The 19,316-nt window shown below is 44.9% G+C and carries 18 protein-coding genes and 1 pseudogene; 7 read left to right on the forward strand and 12 right to left on the reverse strand.

All coding sequences use genetic code 11. From position 1 onward, the window contains the following. Positions 1-131 precede the first annotated feature (131 nt). The 7 genes from MgSA37_RS06870 (at position 132) to MgSA37_RS06900 (ending at position 8,231) form a co-directional block, all read left to right on the forward strand. The gene (locus MgSA37_RS06870; protein ID WP_096350691.1) at positions 132-1,286 is read left to right on the forward strand and encodes a homogentisate 1,2-dioxygenase; all 1,155 of its coding nucleotides are present in this window, start codon (positions 132-134) and stop codon (positions 1,284-1,286) included. Between the two features lie 111 nt (positions 1,287-1,397). Then, on the forward strand, positions 1,398-2,522 hold the full coding sequence (hppD, locus tag MgSA37_RS06875; protein ID WP_096350693.1) for a 4-hydroxyphenylpyruvate dioxygenase: 1,125 nt from the start codon (positions 1,398-1,400) through the stop codon (positions 2,520-2,522). Positions 2,523-2,862: 340 nt separating this feature from the next. Further along, complete coding sequence (gene pdeM / locus MgSA37_RS06880; protein WP_096350695.1) at positions 2,863-3,528, forward strand: ligase-associated DNA damage response endonuclease PdeM; 666 nt, start codon at positions 2,863-2,865, stop codon at positions 3,526-3,528. Positions 3,529-3,970: 442 nt separating this feature from the next. Further along, positions 3,971-4,747, forward strand: a complete 777-nt coding sequence (locus MgSA37_RS06885) for a succinate dehydrogenase cytochrome b subunit (protein ID WP_096350697.1) — start codon at positions 3,971-3,973, stop codon at positions 4,745-4,747. 94 nt (positions 4,748-4,841) lie between these two features. Further along, positions 4,842-6,779 carry a fumarate reductase/succinate dehydrogenase flavoprotein subunit gene (locus MgSA37_RS06890; RefSeq protein WP_096350699.1) on the forward strand — a complete coding sequence of 646 codons (1,938 nt, stop codon included), beginning with the start codon at positions 4,842-4,844 and terminating at the stop codon, positions 6,777-6,779. A 150-nt stretch (positions 6,780-6,929) separates the two neighbouring features. Continuing rightward, complete coding sequence (locus MgSA37_RS06895) at positions 6,930-7,289, forward strand: four helix bundle protein (protein ID WP_096350701.1); 360 nt, start codon at positions 6,930-6,932, stop codon at positions 7,287-7,289. 147 nt (positions 7,290-7,436) lie between these two features. After that, positions 7,437-8,231, forward strand: a complete 795-nt coding sequence (locus MgSA37_RS06900) for a succinate dehydrogenase/fumarate reductase iron-sulfur subunit (RefSeq protein ID WP_096350702.1) — start codon at positions 7,437-7,439, stop codon at positions 8,229-8,231. Positions 8,232-8,337: 106 nt separating this feature from the next. Here the strand turns inward: MgSA37_RS06900 and MgSA37_RS06905 are convergent, their stop codons facing one another. From MgSA37_RS06905 to MgSA37_RS06980, 12 genes and pseudogenes are all read right to left on the reverse strand, one after another. Then, the gene (locus MgSA37_RS06905; protein WP_096350704.1) at positions 8,338-9,240 is read right to left on the reverse strand and encodes a PfkB family carbohydrate kinase; all 903 of its coding nucleotides are present in this window, start codon (positions 9,238-9,240) and stop codon (positions 8,338-8,340) included. Positions 9,241-9,332: 92 nt separating this feature from the next. Further along, a complete protein-coding gene (locus MgSA37_RS06910; RefSeq protein ID WP_096350706.1) occupies positions 9,333-9,764 on the reverse strand; it encodes a VOC family protein in 432 nt (143 codons plus the stop codon). Between the two features lie 767 nt (positions 9,765-10,531). Next, entirely contained in the window at positions 10,532-11,620 is a 1,089-nt protein-coding gene (locus MgSA37_RS06925; RefSeq protein ID WP_096350711.1) for a COX15/CtaA family protein, read from the reverse strand. A gap of 369 nt (positions 11,621-11,989) precedes the next feature. Then, complete coding sequence (locus MgSA37_RS06935; RefSeq protein WP_096350715.1) at positions 11,990-12,472, reverse strand: M15 family metallopeptidase; 483 nt, start codon at positions 12,470-12,472, stop codon at positions 11,990-11,992. Positions 12,473-12,689: 217 nt separating this feature from the next. After that, positions 12,690-12,959: pseudogene (locus MgSA37_RS06940) on the reverse strand (type II toxin-antitoxin system RelE/ParE family toxin); the annotation flags it as partial. Positions 12,960-12,973: 14 nt separating this feature from the next. After that, positions 12,974-13,189 (reverse strand): hypothetical protein, encoded by a 216-nt coding sequence (locus MgSA37_RS06945; RefSeq protein ID WP_096350718.1) that lies wholly within the window; start codon positions 13,187-13,189, stop codon positions 12,974-12,976. 161 nt (positions 13,190-13,350) lie between these two features. After that, positions 13,351-15,024, reverse strand: coding sequence for a hypothetical protein (locus MgSA37_RS06950; protein ID WP_096350720.1), 1,674 nt, complete (start codon positions 15,022-15,024; stop codon positions 13,351-13,353). An 8-nt stretch (positions 15,025-15,032) separates the two neighbouring features. After that, positions 15,033-15,416, reverse strand: a complete 384-nt coding sequence (locus MgSA37_RS06955) for a hypothetical protein (RefSeq protein ID WP_096350722.1) — start codon at positions 15,414-15,416, stop codon at positions 15,033-15,035. 7 nt (positions 15,417-15,423) lie between these two features. Then, positions 15,424-15,741, reverse strand: coding sequence for a hypothetical protein (locus MgSA37_RS06960; protein ID WP_183475902.1), 318 nt, complete (start codon positions 15,739-15,741; stop codon positions 15,424-15,426). 686 nt (positions 15,742-16,427) lie between these two features. Beyond that, positions 16,428-16,649 carry a hypothetical protein gene (locus MgSA37_RS06970; protein WP_096350726.1) on the reverse strand — a complete coding sequence of 74 codons (222 nt, stop codon included), beginning with the start codon at positions 16,647-16,649 and terminating at the stop codon, positions 16,428-16,430. Between the two features lie 32 nt (positions 16,650-16,681). Beyond that, a complete protein-coding gene (thrC, locus tag MgSA37_RS06975) occupies positions 16,682-17,992 on the reverse strand; it encodes a threonine synthase (protein ID WP_096350728.1) in 1,311 nt (436 codons plus the stop codon). Positions 17,993-18,156: 164 nt separating this feature from the next. Next, a complete protein-coding gene (locus MgSA37_RS06980) occupies positions 18,157-19,161 on the reverse strand; it encodes a homoserine kinase (protein ID WP_096350730.1) in 1,005 nt (334 codons plus the stop codon). Positions 19,162-19,316: the final 155 nt, after the last annotated feature.

Genomic DNA, 19,316 nt, shown 5'->3' on the forward strand with positions numbered 1-19,316 from the left:
TACAATATCTGGCTTAAAACTATTCAACCTTTCTGCTTGTTAAATATTTTGTACTGAATTGTTTGGGTTGATGACTTCTTCAACATTCCAACTTTACAACATTAAAACATTCCAACAAAAACATAAACCACATGCCTGTTTATCATACTTTAGGAGCTATCCCGCCAAAGCGGCATACGCAGTTCCGTAAGCCCGATGGTAGTTTATATGCCGAGGAGCTGGTATCAACTGAAGGTTTCTCCAGCCTGTACTCGCTGGTGTACCATGTTTACCCGCCAACGCTGGTAAAAGAACTGGGTGAACCTTATTCGGTAGAACCGAAGATAGCCCGCGAAAAACACCTGAAACATACCAGCCTGATCGGTTTTAAAATTGAACCGGAAGACGATTACTTAAAAAGCAGAAAACCAGTACTGGTTAACAGCGACCTGCAGATCTCACTGGCTGCCCCGCGTAAATCCATGACGGATTATTTCTACAAAAACAGCCAGGCGGACGAGGTGGTATTTATCCATGTCGGCTCGGGCACGCTGAAAACCGGCTATGGCCATATTAAATTTGCTTATGGCGATTACCTGGTGATCCCACGTGGCACCATCTACCAGGTGGAATTTGACACACCCGATAACCGCCTGTTTATTGTGGAAAGCTTTAGCCCGATCCGCGTGCCCAAACGCTATACCAATGCTTACGGACAGCTTACGGAGCAATCGCCATATTGCGAGCGCGATATTAAACGCCCGACCAACCTGGAAACCCATGACGAGAAAGGCGATTTTAAAGTGCTGATCAAAAAACAAGGTTTAATCTATCCCTACATCTACGGCACTCATCCTTTTGATTTTATTGGCTGGGACGGCTTTCATTATCCCTGGGCATTTTCGATCCATGATTTCGAGCCGATAACAGGCCGCCTGCACCAGCCGCCGCCGGTACACCAGACTTTTGAGGGGCATAACTTTGTCATCTGCTCCTTTGTACCGCGCAAGTACGATTACCATCCGCTCTCTATCCCCGCCCCATACAACCACAGCAATGTGGATAGCGACGAGGTGCTTTATTATGTTGATGGCGACTTTATGAGCCGAAAAAGCGTGGTAAAAGGACAGATCACCCTGCACCCAGGAGGTATTCCGCACGGGCCGCACCCGGGAACAGTGGAGAAGTCGATAGGCAAAGAATCAACCGACGAACTGGCCGTAATGATAGACCCTTTCCGTCCGCTGATGCTGACTGAAGACGCGGTAAAAATTGAAGACGGGGATTATTATAAGAGCTGGATGTGAGAATCTGTTGTAAGGTTGGAATGTTGAAAAGTTAGCCTGTCAACTATAAAAATCCAACCACGCAATAACATTACAACATTCCAACTTTAAAACACTTCAACAAAGAAACAAATGGAAACATTAACCATAGAAAAACCAACCAATACAGCTGATTTTTTACCGTTGAACGGTACCGATCATGTTGAATTTTATGTGGGCAATGCCAAGCAGGCTGCTTACTACTATAAAACCGCCTTTGGCTTTAGCGATTTGGCTTATGCAGGGCCTGAAACAGGGGTGCGCGACAGATCATCGTATGTATTACAACAGGGGAAGATCCGGCTGGTATTAACTACCCCCATGCATTCTGACCATCCTATCGCGGAGCATATCAAAAAGCATGGCGACGGGGTAAAGGTTTTGGCATTATCTGTTGACGACGCTTATGATGCTTTTGAGCAAACCACCAGTCGCGGCGCCAAACCTTACATGCAGCCGCAAACTTTAAAGGATGAAAACGGCGAAGTGAGGATGAGCGGCATTAAGCTTTATGGCGAAACCGTTCACCTTTTTGTGGAGCGTAAAAACTATAAAGGTATTTTCCTGCCGGGATATCAAAAACATGAATCGACCTATAATCCAACCTCAACCGGGTTAGAATATATCGACCATTGTGTTGGCAATGTAGGCTGGCATAAAATGAACGAATGGGTGAATTTTTACGAGGAGGTAATGGGCTTTAAAAACATTTTAACCTTTGATGATAAAATGATCAGTACCGAATACTCGGCCCTGATGAGCAAGGTAATGAGCAATGGCAACGGCTTTGTGAAGTTTCCGATAAATGAACCGGCAGAAGGCAAAAAGAAAAGCCAGATAGAAGAATACCTGGAGTTTTATGAAGATGAAGGTGTGCAGCACCTTGCCCTGGCCACCCATAATATTGTTGAAACGGTAACCGAGCTGCAAAACCGCGGCATTGAGTTTTTAACCGTGCCTACCAGCTATTACGATGAACTGCTTGACCGTGTTGGCCATATTGATGAGGACCTGGAGCCTTTAAAACGCCTCGGTATTCTGGTGGACAGGGATGATGAAGGCTACCTGCTGCAGATCTTTACCAAACCGGTAGAAGACAGGCCAACCTTATTTTTTGAGATCATCCAGCGCAAAGGCGCCAAATCATTCGGCGCAGGTAATTTTAAAGCTTTGTTTGAGGCGATTGAAAGGGAACAGGAAGTAAGGGGAAATCTTTGATTTCGGATGTTCGTCCCGATAGCTATCGGGATCGGAATTAGTTAATTTAATTAAAGTTTTTGTCTAAAAGAGCACTTGCCCCATCGGGGCTACCGCTTTGTAGCCCTTAATTCAACCCCCATCTATTGCCGCGTCAGCGGCTACCCAATTCGCGAAGGGTAGCCACTGACGTGGCAATTTTCATTTATTATTTATATGTCTACAAAGCGGTAGCCCGCCCATTGGCGGGGCATATTTAAAGGGGGAATATCTAAACTAATTCTATGCCCACTTCAACTGTAGTTTAAATTAACTAAATCACCTCAATCGAACTTCCGATTGGCTTCATTACTTTTGCAGGATGATATTGGGTACGACTGTGCATTTCGAACTAAAAAATCAGGATCTTTATTTATTACCCCAAAAAGCCATTTACTGGCAACAGGAAAAGGCATTGATTGCTGCCGATGTGCATCTGGGGAAGGTGGGGCATTTCCGCAAAGCGGGTATAGCCGTGCCGCTTGACCTGGAACAAAACGAGCTCGCTGTGTTATCGGACCTTATTTTTGAACATAAAGCCGAAAAACTGATCCTGCTGGGCGATTTTTTCCATAGCGATATGAATGCCGACTGGGACTGGTTTGTTTTATGGCGGAGCCAGTTCCCCAAGCTGGAGATCATCCTCGTCAAAGGCAACCATGATATTATTGATGAGGCGCATTACCATCACCTCAACATTATTCTGCATGATGAGCTCTTAATCGGCCCCTTCCTGATGCTGCACCATCCGCTTGGCGAAAAAGAATTACAAAGCGCTGCCGGCTATGTGTTTTGCGGGCATATCCATCCGGGCATCAGCCTGGCAGGTAAGGCGCGGCAGCACATTACGCTGCCCTGCTTCGCATTTGGGGCCAGCCAGGCCATTTTACCTTCTTTTGGAAAGTTTACCGGCAGGGTTGCCATCCGCAGTGTTAAAGCAGATAAGATCTTCGCGATAGCTAAAGATAAGGTACTGGCAATTGATTGATGTAAAGAATCATGAACCAAGAGTCAAGATAAAGCAAAATCAGACATTTTTACTAAAAGGCTGGTCAGTGCCAGAAAAATCGCTTTTAAAATAAAACGAACGGTAGGAGGCTCCCCTGGAGCCATAATTTTCAATTTTATTTTTCTATAAACACGGGACTCCTCCGGAGTCTGACACGCCCATTATTATTAGTTCCGGAGGAGTGGCCTGTTTATAGAAAAAATGGAATCGTTTTTAAGGCTCCACAGGAGCCTCCTCTTTAAAAGCGATTTCCCTGTGGTCCGTGCTTTTTGTACTAACGGTAAAACCCCTTCCCGGCACTTGGCTTTTAACACTACTTTTTTAGATTGTTTCTAAATAACCATTTGGCGTTTATTACACCAAATCCATTAATATCTTTTGCTATTTAATAAATACTTTTGCCAAATAAATCTGAATTATAATGAGCGAATTCAAACAAACCTTTAACTCATCGTTGGGGAAGAAGCTGATCATGGCTTTAACGGGCTTGTTTTTGTGTACTTTTTTAATTGTGCACCTTGGAGGTAACCTGCTGTTATTTAAAAACGACAACGGTTTTGGCTTTAACGTATATGCCAACTTCCTTACCCATTTCCCACCCATCGAAGTTATTGCTTATCTGCTTTACCTGAGCATACTGGTACATGCCATTTATGCACTGGTTTTAACCATTAAAAACCGCAAAGCCAGGCCGGTACGTTATGCCGAAGTGAGCAGTGCAAATGCCAGCTGGTCGTCAAAAAACATGGGGCTGCTGGGTTCCATCCTGTTTTTGTTCATCGTGATCCACATGAGCGATTTTTGGTACAACTATAAGTACAGCGGCAAAGTTGGCTTTATTGAGTACAAAACCAACCTGGCAACTGATGAAACAACTGCAGTTCCTTACATCCCTACATCACCAACCTTCGAAAAATCGGTTACTACCGAAAATAATTTCGAGGTTGTACGCGTAAAAGACCTGCATGCTCGTGTGGCAAGCAGTTTCAGCAACTTGATCTACGTGATATTTTATGTGATAGCGATGGGCACCCTGTCGTTTCACCTGAAACATGGATTTCAAAGTGCGTTCCGTACCCTGGGATGGGTACACCGCAAGTATACGCCCATTGTTTCCTTTATCGGGACATGGCTGTTTGCTGTGATTATACCGTTAGGGTTTGCGGCGATGCCGGTTTATTATTATTTCACAAGATAACAAGATATTTTATTTACGAAGGGCGGTTTCGGGATGATGAATTCAGCAATCCAAAATCGTAACTCGTAATTCTAAAATCGTAAATACTGAAAAAATGAGTTTATTAAATGCTAAAATTCCTGAAGGTCCATTAGCCGAAAAATGGAGCAAGCATAAATTCAACTTAAAACTGGTTAACCCGGCCAATAAACGCAAGTACGATGTAATTGTGGTAGGTACCGGGCTTGCCGGTGGCGCAGCAGCTGCATCGCTGGCCGAACTGGGCTATAATGTTAAAGCATTTTGTTTCCAGGATAGCCCGCGCCGTGCACACTCTATTGCTGCGCAGGGGGGTATCAATGCCGCCAAAAATTACCAGAACGATGGCGACAGCGTTTACCGTTTGTTTTATGATACCATAAAGGGCGGTGATTACCGTGCCCGCGAAGGCAACGTTTACCGTTTAGCCGAGGTATCTGTAAATATCATCGACCAGTGCGTGGCCCAGGGCGTACCATTTGCACGCGAATACGGCGGCTTGCTGGATAACCGCTCATTTGGTGGTTCGCAGGTATCCCGTACATTTTATGCAAGGGGACAAACCGGGCAGCAGTTATTGCTGGGCGCCTATTCCGCTTTAAACCGCCAGATCCATTTGGGCAAGGTAAAAATGTATACCCGCACCGAAATGCTGGATGTTGTTTTGGTTGACGGGCAGGCAAAAGGTATTGTTACGCGTAATTTAATCAACGGAAGTATCGATACCCATTCTGCACATGCGGTGTTGTTATGTACCGGCGGATACGGTAACGTATTTTATTTGTCGACCAATGCTATTGGTTCAAACGTTACTGCAGCCTGGAGGGCTCATAAACGCGGTGCTTTTTTCGCTAACCCATGCTTTACACAGATCCACCCCACCTGTATCCCGGTAACCGGCGATCACCAGTCGAAACTGACGCTGATGTCGGAATCATTGCGCAACGACGGCCGTGTTTGGGCGCCTAAAAGCGTTGAAACTGCCGAAAAATTGCGTAAAGGCATTATCAAAGCCAACGAGGTAAAAGAAGAAGACAGGGATTACTTCCTGGAAAGAAAATATCCATCATTTGGTAACCTGGTTCCGCGCGACGTTGCATCACGCAACGCCAAAGAAATGGTTGACGAAAACCGCGGTGTAGGCGGATCGGGCATAGCTGTATTTTTGGACTTTGCTGACGCGATACATCGTTTGGGCAAGGATGCTGTGTCCGCAAAATACGGCAACCTGTTCGATATGTATTACCAGATCACTAACGAAGATCCATACACACAACCTATGCGTATTTACCCGGCCGTTCACTATACTATGGGTGGCTTATGGGTTGATTATAACCTGAGCACCAACGTGCCGGGCTTATATGCATTAGGCGAATGTAATTTCAGTGATCACGGTGCTAACCGCCTGGGCGCCTCTGCATTGATGCAGGGCTTAGCCGACGGTTATTTTGTGATCCCGTATACTTTAGGCGATTACCTGGCTACCATCGGCCCAAAACCAGTGGATACCAAACACCCTGCCTTCGAAAAAACGAAGCAGGAAGTTATCGAGCGGGTTAACAAGCTGCTGGCATTAAAAGGCACCAAAACCGTTAACGAATACCACCGCGATTTGGGCCACATTATGTGGGAATATTGCGGCATGGCCCGTACCGAAGAAGGTTTAACCAAAGCAAAAGGCCTGATCAGCGCTTTACGTGCCGATTTCTGGAAAAACGCCATTGTAGTGGGTGAAAACGATGAGGTTAACCCTGCGTTGGAGAAAGCCGGTCGTGTTGCTGACTTTTTGGAGCTGGGCGAACTGATGGTTGACGATGCTTTAATGCGCCGTGAATCGTGCGGCGGCCACTTCCGCCTTGAATCGCAAACACCGGAGGGTGAAGCCCTTCGCGACGATGATAATTTTGCATTCGTAGCCGCATGGGAATACACGGGCGATAACCAACCTGAAGTATTAAATAAAGAAATACTGGACTTTGAATTCGTCCATTTAACACAGAGAAGCTATAAATAAGATGTGAGATATGAGACGTGAGATATGAGATTTTAATGCGTTTTCGATCCAGGCATTTTATCAGAAATATTAAAAGAATCGATTTTAGATACTCAGGTTTGTTTGACTTCAGTCTCAAATCTCATATCTAACGTCTCAAATCTAAAAAACATGCATAACCTGAAGGAATTAAAAATCTGGAATAAAGCTATTGATTTATCTGTAGACGTTTACAAGGCTACAGCAAGTTTTCCAGCGGACGAACGGTTTGGGTTGACAAGTCAATCAAGAAGATCGGCAGTTTCAATACCTTCAAATATTGCAGAAGGCGCTGGTAGAAATTCAAATAAAGAGTTTTGTAATTTTTTAGGGATTGCGAATGGATCGTCTTTTGAGTTACAAACTCAATTGGTAATATCAAACAAATTGAGTTTACTAAATGACGAGCTGTTAAGCGATCTTTTACAACAGATTGATGAATTGCAAAAAATGAATTACGCTTTTCAGAACATGCTGAAAAATAAGATGTGAGATATGAGACTTGAGATTTGAGATATAACAATGCGAATATCTGAATCTAATGTCTCCATTAAAAATAATATAAGTCGATGTTGGATTATGAATTTTGAGTTGCTTTTGTCTCAAATCTCATATCTCACATCTCAAATCTAAAAAAATATGAGTACAGGAAATATGAATCTAACGCTGAAGATCTGGAGGCAAAAAAATGCTGATGCCAAAGGTGCGTTTGTAACTTATAAGGCTGAAGGTATTTCGCCGGATATGTCATTCCTTGAAATGCTGGACGTGGTGAATGAAGGCCTGATCCACAAGGGAGAAGAACCTATCCATTTCGATCATGATTGCCGCGAAGGAATCTGCGGGATGTGCTCGCTATACATCAACGGCCGCCCGCATGGGCCTAAGGGTGCTATTACCACCTGCCAGCTGCACATGCGCAGTTTCCACGATGGCGAGATCATCGTGATTGAACCATGGCGCGCTGCTGCTTTCCCGGTAATTAAGGACCTGGCGGTTGACCGTTCATCCTTCGACAGGATCCAACAGGCAGGCGGCTTTGTTTCGGTTAATACCGGCGTTACTATCGACGCCAATGCAACACCGATCCCTAAGGTAATTGCCGACGAAGCGTTCAACTCAGCTACCTGCATTGGTTGCGGCGCTTGTGTTGCAGCCTGTAAAAATGCATCGGCGATGTTGTTTGTTTCGGCTAAGGTTACCCAACTGGCCATGTTGCCGCAGGGTCAACCTGAGCGCTGGAGCCGCGTCCAGGCGATGGTTGCCCAGATGGATGCCGAAGGTTTTGGCAATTGCACCAATACCGGCGCATGCGAAGCTGAATGCCCTAAAGAGATCAAGATGACCAACATCAGCAAAATGAACAACGACTACTTCAGCGCGAAACTTTTCCGCGAAGAAGGAGTTCATGAGCACGCTACGTCAGGCGAATAGATATTACATTGTTTAATCTGTGAAAGGCATGGGGAGTAATTCTCAGGCCTTTTTTTATGCCTCACCCAACCCTCTCCAAGGGAGAGGGCTATAACTTCACTCTTTTTCAACCCTCTCCTTTGGTGAGGGCAGGGTGAGGCTTAAAGCTTTTCCAAAATTCCACCACATCTTCCTCAGTACCCACAAAAGCACCGGCTGCGGCAGTCTTTAACCCGGCCATCGCGGCAGCAAATTCGCCGGCCTGCTGTATCCCTGTCCCCTTATTCCTTTGGTACAAATAACCGGCCATATAGGTATCACCGCAGCCTGTGGCATCAATAACGCTTTCTGGGTGATAGGCAGGAATATTATAAAACACCCCGTCGCTATAAATTACCGAACCGTTGCTGCCATTGGTAATGATCACTTCTTTTACGCAGCATCCGGCTACCAATTTAGCACCTTCCTCTACAGATTCGCAGCCCGTTAATGCTTTCAATTCGGCTACATCGGCTTTTAAAATATCGACATATTGCAGTGCTTCCATCTTTTGAGGCCAGCCGGTTGCGTTTACCTTAAAATCAACAACATCGCGCAGGTAGCCCTGCACGTCGACGCTGATCTTCCCTTTTTTGGCTAATTCCCCGATCAGCTCCACCGAAATATCGTCGGCGAGCAATGGTCCAAGGTGGAATATTTTGGCGTCAACATCGGCCAGTTGCGCCATGGTAAACGCATCAGCTTTTTGGGTTACCCGCTGACTGCGCGCATCCTGGTTTTCGGCATAGATGTTTTCAAACTCCACCGTATGGGTACTGGGCTGCACTTTTACTTCAATGCCTTTCTCCCGTAAATCCTCCACATAGCTTATTTCGGTATCTGCCAGCGCCGTAACCAACAGGTAGTTTACAGCAAACTTACTTACCGCGCACGAGAAATAATACGCCGTACCACCTGGCATAAATAGCACCGACCGGCTGTTAACTACCTTATCCGAAGTAATATGCCCTACACAACAAATATCGTACATACGTCTATTAGAATTCGGCAAGATAGGAATAAGTCAGGAAGTCCGAAAGTAGGGAAAGTCCGAAAGGAAAAAATGGATCAATAGGTTTGGCCCTATCGCCTTTTCACCCAGCCGGAGTATGTCGTTTCCTCCGGCACATCTGTCGGGCTTTCAAAATCAAGCTTGTAGCCGTCGGGGTCGGCAAAGCAAACCACCCACATGTTATTGCCTACAAACGGTTCTTCTATTTCAACGCCTTTTGCAGTAAACTCATGGTACAGGGAAAGCGCGTCTTCGCACTGGAAGCAAATAGAAATGCCTTTCCCCTTTGGCCCTTCAGCGTCAAACTTCCCCTTGTTGCGCGGCTCCTGCAGCATCAGTGACACTGCCTCCCGCGTTAGCCAGCACCATTCAATTTTGCCCCTCGGGGTCCATTGGTTGGTGAGGGTGAAGCCCAGTTGGTCCACATAAAAATGCAGGGAGGTTTGCATATCTTTTACCATAAAGAAAGGGACAGCGAGGCGGAGGTTGGGGGGAGTTTCCATATCAGCGGTTGTTTTGATATACTAATTTAGGGATTTAACTAAAATTTCAAAAGGCAGGAATGGTTTGGTTAACATGCGCGTTAGGCCTATGCACACATGGCTCTATTGTCTCAACCTTTTATTGGTCTTTTAACTCATAACCGCTGCCGCTCAATTGCCGCGGGGGCTGTTACTTTTTGTCTTGATACAAAAAGTAACCAAAAAAATCAAGACAGAAAAAAGCTTCAGCGCTGCAGGCCATACACCCGGCCCGCTTTTCTGTCAGGCTTTTGCCCGCTTTTCATCTTTCTTTAATTCTAAAAAAGCTCCTCAAAAGGGCATTTTTTTTCCGTCAGCAGATAAGCTTCGGAAGAAAGCCGGAATATCTGCGGATGTGCAGATGTGTAAATAGGCAGATAATTTAATTTACAATGGAGCCCCGTCAGCAGATAAGCTTCGGGAAAAAGCGGGAAAAACTGCAGGCCTGTGAGGTAGCCTGGGCATAGCAAACTGCGAAGCATTCTTGAGGGCCCATAAAAATAAATTACTGCCGAAAAATTTTTGCATGCAAGTTAGCCCGCTGACAGGGTAGCCCGGCAAAAAGATTGCAGCCCCGGCAGTTTTTCCGGCTTTGTGCGGCAAAGGCCCTCGGCGGCAAAGAACCCTATCTGATGACTTGATTTTTTGGTTACTCTTGGATCAAGCCAAAAGTAACAGCCCCGCGGCAATTGAGCGGCAGCGGCTCAGAGTGAAACCAAAATCTTTATAGCAGAACCCCGCAACCAACCCTACGCAGCAATTCCCCTCACCCCGCTCTTCCCGCACAAATACACCGTCACCAAAAACGAAACCAGCAGCAGCATGCCCACAAACTGGTGTGCCACCGCAAACCCTATCGCCCCTGTAAACGGACTATTTACTACTGCCAGCACTCCAAGCGTTATCTGCATAAACACCAATAGCAACGGCACCCTGCTGAATTTCTTCAGCCAGCCCCTGCTTACCGTTCTCCCTGCCAGGTAAAACCATAATAACGTACCCAACCCAATCAGGTATGCCAGCGTACGGTGCACCACCTGGATCACCAGCGGATCAGTATACAGCTTCCGCACCCAATCAGCACCGCCAAACAGGTTGCCGGGCATAAATGCCCCGTTAATATCCGGCCAGGTAGGTGCACTCAAAGCAGCGTGGCTGCCGGCCATCAGCGCGCCGTAAATCAGCTGCACCAACAGCAATACCAGCAGCCCCCTGTTCAGGCCCTGCAATACCGGGCGGTAAACCACCTGCTGCGCGGGTACGGCCAATTGCAGCAGCATCCACACTAACCAGCTGAGCAGGCACAGGGCGCAAATAAAATGGACCGCCAGCGCCACCGGGTTCACGGCGGTATCGGTGTCGTTAAGGCCGGTTTGAACCATTATCCAGCCGATGGCTCCCTGCAGCCCGCCCAGCACGAAGAGGACGGCCAGCGGTTTCACCATGCCCCGGCTGATCCGCTTTTGCAGCACGAATACCACAAAAGGAATCAAAAATACCAGCCCCATCAGTCGCGCCCATTCCCGGTGCAGCCATTCCCAAAAAAATATCGACTGGTAATCAGCCAGTGTAAACTGGCTGTTGAGTTTCTTAAACTGGGCAATCTGCCGGTAATGCGCAAAACTTTGCTCCCAGGCATGCGTATTCAGCGGGGGCAGGACGCCCATCAGCGGGTCCCATTGGGTAATGCTCAGGCCGCTGCCCGTAAGGCGCGTAATGCCGCCCAGCAGAATCTGCACCATCAGCATCACAACGCCCACGCCCAGCCAGGCGCTCACCATACGGTTGTTTTTTCGGGTTTGGGTATCGCTGATGGTTGGGTAAATGGCTGTTTGCATGGGTCTTATATTCTTTTGTTAAACTGAATGTTAAAAATACCGAACACCGTATATCCAATGCAGAATATTGAAGTTTTCTTTCAATATTCGACATTCAACATCATTATCCGATATTTAAATTCCTGTTTTCGACGGGGCACGGAAATCCCTGCAAGTTCCCCTATTAAACCGGTGCAGAAAATGATCAGCATCACATTTCTGCCTGCGCTAAACCGGTTGCCTGAACAATATGAACCAGGTGAATAAAGATGAATAAGGGTGAATACACCTGGGACACCCCACAATATGCCCCGCCGGGCTGCAAAAGCCATTTTCGCGAAAATTTAATTGCAGCAATTCATCACAAATCCTGAATTGACAGACTACTCACTACTCGCCATACGGGTTATAATCATCTGCGGGGTACCAGGTGCCGGCAAACAATCGCGACTGCATGGCCACGGTGCAGCGCTGCACATGGTCCCAGTCGTAAAAGGAATGGGGCACTTCCGGGTGGCCCCAGTCGCCGCCCCAGATCAGCTGGTGGCTGTGCGCCAGCTGGCCCAGCACCGCGAAACTCCCGTCCCACGATGGCTCGCCGCCCACATTTTTTACAATATCGCAGGCCAGGCCGTAGTTATGCACCCCAACGGTGCGCAGCTGGGTTACCCCCTGGTCAAACAACTGCTGCTGGCGGGCCTGGCTGCGGAAAGTTTCAAAAACCATCAGCGCGAGGCCCTGCGCCGCCGCGGCGGCAATAATTTGCTGCACCAGCCCCCGGGTAACCGGCTCCAGTAAATTGATATCATTGATACATTCGGTCGAATTAAAACGGGGATCGTTTTTAATTACCTCTTCATAAAAGTTTGCCATTGTTTTTAAGATTTAGGGGCCTGCAGATCAATCGCCGGAAACCTCTCCGGCAATTAAAATCTAAATTTCCGATTTATTTTGATGAAAAGAAAGCGTGTTTTTACGGTATTTCCCGCGGTAAATCCCGCGAAAATGGGGTGGGGGAAGCAGTAAAATGAGGCTGGTTTTTGGCTAAAATATTCTCCCTTCAAACGCCCGGGGAAGAATATAAAGAAAATTAAAATTTAAGCGGCGATCTGCTGGTATGCCGTAAACGGACGATGCGGATTTCGTTTGGCATAATCCGGTACGAGACACGGTAATGGTGTTTTTCAAAAGCGCGCCAGGTACCGTCGTTATCTTTTTTAAATTTATCGGGAGGGTATTTCGTAGGATAATTACATAATTCTATGGTCAAATCAATCAGCTCATCCCTCAGCATTTCTGCATTTTGCACCGAATCCAATTTGATATATAAATAAGCTTTCGGCAACTCAATTCTTGCCCTTTTGCTCCAAACTGTTACCCTTTGCCGGCTTCAATTCTCAAATCGGCGGCGGTTTTATAGTCGCCGCGCTCAATTTCAGCATCCCCGGCCAAAAGGTCTTCGTTGTACTGTTCCAGTGTCTGGGCTTTTTCAAGTTCCTGGTAATCAATTCCCATTAGCTTTAAAGTACTCAACAACCACGCTTTCTTGCCGGCATCTTTAATATTGTCAAAATCTATGATCAGGTCCATACTTACCGGTTTTATATCTATCTACACAAAGTTATTTAAATATCGCAAATTTTACAATGGGCGTTGATCACCTGGCACAGCCGAACTTTCACTGAAAAAAACCGGGAGTCGGAGACTCCGGGCATAGTTAATCCGAAGTGGAACACTTCGGACAGCGGGGACTAATTTTGTTCTTCAATAGTAAGCCCTGAAACTTGAATGTGCTGATTATTTTCAACAACAAAGCCTGTGTAATTGCCTTCTTTTTCGAAATTGTCAATGCTGTTAACTAACGTATCATTAATATAAAATTGGCAAACTTGATTCCCCTGGTACCATATTCTCAATTTGTTTATTTGACCATTTGTTTTTAGAATTTTGTCGCTCGCCGTCCAAGGCAATATTGTATAAAATTGGCTATCCAAAAATCGACAAACACGATAGTAACCTTCGGCTGAAATTTCGAAAAGATATAAGTTACCACTGTCCTTATATGAAAACGTTAGACCATAGCCGTTATTTGCAACTCCCGAAAAATGACTTATTAAGGCCGTTATCCGATAATCGCCATCTGAATTAATACTGGTGGGTATAACGGGTTCAAACATCCCTTGGCCCAAACTCTCCATTTCGTATTTATTATTTCTAAAATAAAAATTGTAGTTATAGCCTCTCTGAACCGGCCATCGGCTGGCGTTATCCACAAAGCTATCCGAGAAAGAGACTTTAAAAGTTTTATTGTCAGCAGTAGTATTGGCGGGGGGATTATTGTCTTTATCGTTTGCTTGAGGTTCGTTAGGCGTTGTTTGAAAAAACCTTGCAAACATGGGATAATAGGTATTATATGCCGCTTGTGTTTTGTATTTAAAGCCTTTGACATGATGAATGTTTTCTTTTTGGCTTTGTACCTCTAAATAAGCACGTTCATAAGAATTATCTTTTGCCTTAATATCGTACCGCACTATTTCACCACCCCTCCCTACATTAGTAGATACAAGTGTTTCAGTTTTTGCATCAATGGCAATATCACTCGCTACATTTCCCCAAGGCGAAAGGAATATATAAAACTCCGCATCGCCATCAGGAGAAGTAAAAAAGAAACTTTGAGCAGCTTTGGTTGTAATTGATCTTATCGAAGGTCGAGCGATAAAATTGGATGGAAGTGTCACAGTGAAACCGTTGCCTACAAAATGCCCATCAGTGAACGGTAAAACAAACGTGTTAGTAGTTAAATTTGGTTTTAGAATGGGGTTACTGTTATCGGCCTGATTTGGCGCTTTTCCATTTTGACATCCAGCATCATAAAAGCCAATTGAGAAAGCCTCAATTCTATCCTTCCTTGCTGGGTATATCCCTTTACTATAAGAAGGACACTCTGTTATATACAATTGTTTAGCATCTTCCAACTTAAGACCAAGCTTGCATATTACACTTCCTGCAAACTTGTCGGCATCTAATTCGTCAATTGTTCTTTTGGAATCCTTTGTAAACAGATTATTATTTAAATGGTGTGCTATTTCATGGGCCAATATGGCGATTTTATATGTTTCATTATTTAAAGACCCAAAAAAATCCTGATTATAATAAATTATGCGATTATTATCAGCATCAATAACCGCGCATGCTGTAGCTGTGAGACTGGAACGCTGAATAGTAAAGTTTTTACTTATTCCAGACACGTCGCAAATTCTTTTCACATACTCAAGCGCTTGGTTATCAGCGTCCCATGCGTATCCTTCCGATGTTGTATCTTGCTTACTAAACCCGCAGCTTCTATTTATAGAAGCTTTATATTGAGCAAATCCACATAGTTGAAACAACAATAGTATCATCGTCATAAAAAAGACCTTCTTCATTTCTTATATCAATTAATTATAACATTCTGAATTATTATTTTCTGACTTCGAGCTTTAAATGTGGAATCAATCTGGGTTTCAGAAAAACCTCTTATCTTTTTTACATCTAATAATGAATAATTTTGCAATAAATACTCTTCAATCTGATCTATTTGATTGTTTAATTTAGCTAAACAATCAGTATTTTCATTTGATTTCAGTCTCTGAAGATTGGTATACTTAAATATTATTAAATATTTATAGGCAAGTATGTAATTTTTGTCATTAACAGCTTGCCTTGCCATGTTTAAGCCCCCATAATCAATATACGGCTTATTTTGACTATACCCATTGTTATAATTGAGCAGTAGAATTAATGCAAAAAAGAATAGGCGTAAAGGAAACTTTTTCATGATTTTCCTATTTTAATGTTATTGAATCATCAAGTTTTGGTGAGGGTAAGTTATATTTTGGAATTGTTGTACGCAGAGGAAAACCGTGAATGTTTTCGTCAGAACTTAGTCCCTTTATAATTGTGCAACAAATAATAATCGTACCCAAAACCACAAAATAAGTTCCAGGCAGGGCTTTTTTTATTATTAGCTTATTATTTTTAAAAGTCGCCTCCAGATCACCACTTTGAATAAAAACTCCTTTTACAAAAAGCTTGTATCCTAGAAATATTATAGCGAGGCCTACTAATAAACAGGTTATTTTATAATAAAATACAAATTCCATATGGGGGGCGTTAAGACTCGGTTTAGAAAGCAATAATGATTTAGAATAATAATAAAGTTAAATATTATAAAATTAAAAATCAACTCCTTATATAATATTTTCTATACCGTAGTTTGCCCTCGCCCGGTGAAGCGTGTCGCTTCTCCCAACCTGGCGGGTATGCCGGGCAAATGCCATGAGGGCTGCGTGCCCCGCTGACAGGTAAACACTTTAACCGGTTGGAGGTATTCTGAGCGATATCATCGGGCACCTATTTTTAACCCATGAATAGGCAATGGTTGATTACCTGGCAGCGGCACACGAGTAGGCCACATCTTTGGGCTCGCGTTCCCATATCGTCATGAAATATGAATAAATTGATTATCAGCAAATTACATGGGTATTGTCAAAAAAACAAATTTGCTATTAATTGATTATCAGCTACTTAGAGAAATTCCGAATTTTATGGAAAAAGCAAAATCGCTGATAATGAGCGTGTTTCACGATGTTCCGCGTGTTCCGTGCGCAAAAATGGAACGCTGGAACGCACTGTATCGTCCTGAAAAAAGTTTATACTTGGTCTTCGAGCTATTCGTTTACTCTTTTTTTAAAATTTGTAATTTCCTTTTCGGTCCAATGTATGTTTAAGTATTCTATTCTTTTTTCGAAACTCACTAATGATTTGGGTGACCATATGATAGAATAGCTCATAAACCAAGCCTTTTCACTGCCTCCTCGTGTGGTATGCCCTCACCTCTGTCTAATTGCTCAATAGCAGTAAACACATCTTGCTGCTGTTCCCCAGTTAAATCATCAAACCAGTCATGGTCAGCTTTTTTAAGTATTTTTTTTACTTTTTTGATAAGGCTGATGTCCTCAATATCCAATATGGCCTGTACCAAATTTAATTTTTCTGCCTGTAAATCCATGATGCCTTGTTTAATAACACTAAGTTACGATGTTAATCATTCTTCAACAAATAATCCTTAAACCCTGCAAAGTCTTTACCCAAGGCAGTAGCATGTTTTTGTTTTTTGCTGAGGCCGGCAACCTGTTCGGGCACATCCACCTTGCCGCCAATACTCTCCGGAAAAACATCCGGGAATTTGCAGGGGTGCGCGGTGGATAAAAATATGCCGGCGGTATCCCTTTTGTAGTTGTCCTGCTGCCAGTCGCGCAGGGCTTGCCAGGCGATGGCGGTATGCGGGCAGGCCACGTAGTTATAGTTATCAAAAATAAACTTAATGGCTTCCAGCGTTTGTTCATCGGTATAGCTATAGCCGGTCACCTGTGTTTTTAGCGCTTCGGCATCTTCCTTAAACAGATCGGCGATACGTACCCAGTTGCTCGGGTCGCCTACATCCATGGCATTGCTCAGGGTAGCTACGGATGGTTTGGGTTGGTATACGCCTGTCTTTAAAAACTCCGGGACGGTATCATTCACATTGGTAGCCGCAATAAAATGCGAAACGGGCAGGCCCATCTTCCAGGCCAGTAAACCTGCGCCAATATTGCCAAAGTTACCGCTCGGTACCGAAAATACTACTTTGTTAATGTCGCGTTTCAGCAACTGCGCGTAGGCATTAAAATAATAAAACGTTTGCGGGATGAGGCGGGAAATATTGATGGAGTTAGCCGATGTCAGCCTGAATTTTTCATTCAGTTCCTTGTCGGTAAAGGCCTGTTTCACTAATGCCTGGCAATCATCAAACGTGCCGTCAACCTCCACGGCCCGGATATTTTGCCCGTTGGTGGTGAGTTGCAGTTCCTGGATATCGCTCACCTTGCCTTTAGGGTACAGGATGGTAACGCGGGTATTGGGTACGCCTAAAAAGCCCAGCGCCACGGCGCCGCCGGTATCGCCGGAGGTGGCTACCAAAACATCCAGTTGTTTTTCGCCTTTCTCTAAAAAGTAGCTCATCACCCGGCTCATAAACCTTGCGCCGAAGTCCTTAAACGCCAGCGACGGCCCGTGCCAAAGCTCCAATACAAAAACATTTTCTTCCAGCTTAACGGCAGGCGCCAAAAAGCTGATGGCATCGGCAATGATCTCCTTCAGGTCGTCCGCGGGGATATCATCACCAATAAGCTTTTGCGCCACGTGGAAAGCGATCTCCGGCAGGGTATACTCATCCAGGTGATTTAAAAAATTATCCTCCAGCCGCGGTATATTCACCGGCATGTACAGGCCCTTGTCCTGCGGCATGCTGTTAAAAACGGCTTCTTTAAAGCTTACCCGTGTGGCTGGGTTTTTGGTACTGTATAGTTTCAATTTGATTTACGAATTACGATTTACGATTTCGGATTTATTTTTTTTTATTTTTTCTGTCGGAACTCGAATTTTTAGAATTAATGAATTTTTAGAATTGATTTCAAATCCATTTTCAATTTAAAATTCCATTAATTCGCTAATTCCAAAAATTCGAGTTCAGACAATCATCCAATCACCCTCGGCCCTTTATCATTAATGGTGGATACATAAATGTTCGAACCTATCTTAATGCCTGTTAAATGCTGCTGCAGTTTTTGGGTGATGCGGTGAGCGGTGTCTTCATCCCTGGTAAAGGCAAAAACGGACGGCCCGGAGCCGGAAATGCCAAAGCTTACCGCGCCCATTTCCATGGCCATTTCCCGCATTTTATAAAAATCAGGGATCAGCATGGAGCGTACGGGCTCCACCAAAATATCTTTCATGCTGCGGCCAATCAGGTCGATGTCATTTAAAAACAAACCGCTTACCAGGCCGGCAATATTGCCCCACTGGGTAACAGCATCTTTCATCTGGATATTTTTGCGGATGATTTGCCGGGCCTCCCTTGTGGGTACGTCCACATCCGGGAAAATGATAGCGCAGTACAAACCCTCCGGATGCGGCAACCGAACCACATCCAGCGGCTCGTAACTCCGTATCAATACAAAACCACCCATCAAAGCGGGCGCCACGTTATCAGCATGACCATGACCACAAGCCATTTCCTCACCTTTCATGGCAAAGGGCAACAGGCCGGCCACATCGCTTTCATCACCCAATAAAGTCTTGATGGCGTATAGCCCGGCCACGGTACTTGCAGAGCTCGAGCCCAGGCCGCTGCCTATCGGCATTTTTTTGTGCAGCTCGATATCCAAACCAATATCGGTACGCCCGATACTTTTTAAATAATGCTGCACGCTAACGCTTACCGTATTTTTAGCAGGATCCATCGGCAGGCGGCCATTGTCGCCGGTGATTTTGCTGATGGTGATACCCGGTTTACCGGTCATGCGCATTACCACCTCGTCGCCGGGCTCATTCACTGCAAAACCCAAAACATCAAAGCCACAAACCACATTGGCGACAGTTGCAGGGGCAAAAACCTGAATGTCCGCTCCTACAGCCCCCCGACCCCCTAAAGGGGGAGGAATAGCGGCGGTTTTATTTAAATCTTGTATTTTATCTTCCATTGTTTTAAAAACCGGCCATACGGCTGGTTATATTTTTAAAGTTTTTTTCCTGGCCCTCTTTACCGCTTGCGGAAGAGAGGGCTGACGAGCGTAGCGATGTCTGGGTGAGTAGACTCGCAGCAATGCACTTGTGGTAATGTCGCTCGTATAGTTTA

This window comes from Mucilaginibacter gotjawali (assembly GCF_002355435.1).
Classification (GTDB): domain Bacteria; phylum Bacteroidota; class Bacteroidia; order Sphingobacteriales; family Sphingobacteriaceae; genus Mucilaginibacter; species Mucilaginibacter gotjawali.